The following is a 2,246-nucleotide window of genomic DNA, read 5'->3' on the forward strand; positions in this document are numbered from 1 at the left end:
AGATGTGTATAAGAGACAGATGCTTACCTTATCAAATTAAATGAAAAAAATGAGGTTATAAAAAAATACCAACTTACTGGATTGAGTTCGTTGGCTGCCGATCCAACAAAGTGTAAAAGGATATTTGGTTGTGGATTTGCAAACTACATCTATAAGATTGATAATATTTCAGTTCAAAGAATCCTCTCCGTTAAACCATCGACCAATCCTAAAAATGGAACTTCAGCCTTTTTGTTGACAATTAAAATTAAAAACAACACCAAATCGAACATAAACCTAATGTATATTGAATCGATTACTGCAAATTACGAAACAATTCATCAGCAGAACAGCAGCGAACACTTAAAAAAAGTAAAATACGTCAACTCGATGATTATTAATAATCAAGAAAATTTAGTTAAAGCAGATATAAAGGGAATTACTGACGATCCTCTTTTATTTCCTCACAGGGAAAGCATTTCTATGTATGAGGGCTATCCTCCGTCTATCTTTATCAAAGCATTAACTGAAGGAAGTAGCCTAAGTGTAGAAAATCTTAATGAATTGACTGTAAGATACCCTGTTTCGATGAAATCAAATGAAGAAAAGACTTTGGAAATGATAATTGGTTATACTTTTGAAAAGGAATTTTCTTCAATTAATCAGATTATAAAAGAATTATCAATGAAGTCTTCATGTGTTACTCAAAAAAAAGATTTCTATTTCGAATCTGTATACTCTGGCAATTGGTTGAAAATATTACCCAAATTCGAAAATGAAACGGATATTCAATTAAGGCAGGAGTTGGTATGGCATGCTTATAACCTCGAAGCCATGGCAACATATAGCGAATTTTACGATGAAACAAAAATTCCTCAAGGCACAATTTATGATTATGACTGGGGAATGCATGCAAGTGCCCGCGATAATTTTCAACACGCTCTACCACTAATATATTACAATCCCTCTCTTGCTAAAAGTGTATTAAGATATATGCTAAAGCGTACTACTCCTTGGGGAGAAATAAGACTGATTGAAATGGGTAATGGTTATGCCAACAATTATAGTTATTTTACAAGTGATCAACAACTTTTTTTCTTTTTACTTTTATCAGAGTATTTACGGGTTACACATGATTATGAATTTTTATCAGAAGAGGTGCAGTGCTACCCTGTTACCAATATGAACAAAATTAAGATAATTGAATTTGTGGAAAAATGTTATACTTTTTTACGTGATGAAATAGGCACAGGCGAGCATGGTTTAGTAAGACTAATGAATTCTGATTGGAACGATGCTGTTTATTATGTAGAAAATGCACCATACAACAAAGTTCTTTATTCCGGTGAATCACACATGAATTCAGCAATGGCTATTGTTATACTCGGTTCACTCATAACAGAGTTGAAACATGCAGTGAATTTTGCTTCAATAAACCAAACAAAAACTAATATTCAAAATTTAATCAGAAGTATGGATCTGTTCCGTACCAAAGTATTAAAGGCATTTATGGACGACTTAGGTGAACTGGCCTTTTCGCGCCGCATGTATTTTAATGGACGATCATATGGAGATGAAAATATGTTTCTTGAACCACAGGGCTTTATGATGCAAATACCTGAGTTGACTATCGAACGAAAAAAAGCTTTGTATGATGAAATGAGAAAAAGAATATATAAGGGAGAAAAGCTTGGCGCTAGACAACAAGAAAATCCTGAATTCGAAGGAGAGGGATGGGAAAAGGGCTCTCGAGAAAATGGAGGTTTTTGGTATTCTCTAAATGGACCAGTAATAGTTGGGGTTTCTCAGTTTGATAAAATTGAAGCAAAACGGTTGCTTAAAATGATGTCGCTTGATAATTTTTCAAAAGAATTTCCTAAGTATTGGTCATCATACTGGTCCGCAAGTGATAATGTTGAATCTTCCTTAATAATTGAAGAAGGTTTACCAGATCAAACATGGACCTATTCATCAATACCTGTCTATTGTGCACATCCACATGCTTGGTTTTTGTATTGTTATTATAGAATCAATGAATGAAAAATATTACAATTCCTCCAATTATGGTTGTATTTTAACATAATATTTTCATACCTTTACCAGATACCAATTATAAAAATATGAAGATGCTACACAAACCTGAAAACCGACATTTCCATGGGAGGAAAAGTTGGTTTAAGCTATCATTTTTTTTCATGGGGATAGTATCGACCATTTGGTTTTTGATACGTGTAATACCCAAACCTTCGAGAGCCACCTATCCATGC

At 33.5% G+C, this 2,246-nt stretch carries 1 protein-coding gene; it reads left to right on the forward strand.

Going from position 1 to position 2,246, the window contains the following annotated elements:
- Positions 1–81 precede the first annotated feature (81 nt).
- A complete protein-coding gene (locus N2Z72_07770) occupies positions 82–2,019 on the forward strand; it encodes a hypothetical protein (protein MCX7697571.1) in 1,938 nt (645 codons plus the stop codon).
- Positions 2,020–2,246: the final 227 nt, after the last annotated feature.

It is taken from the genome of Bacteroidales bacterium (assembly GCA_026418905.1).
Classification (GTDB): Bacteria; Bacteroidota; Bacteroidia; order Bacteroidales; family DTU049; genus JAOAAK01.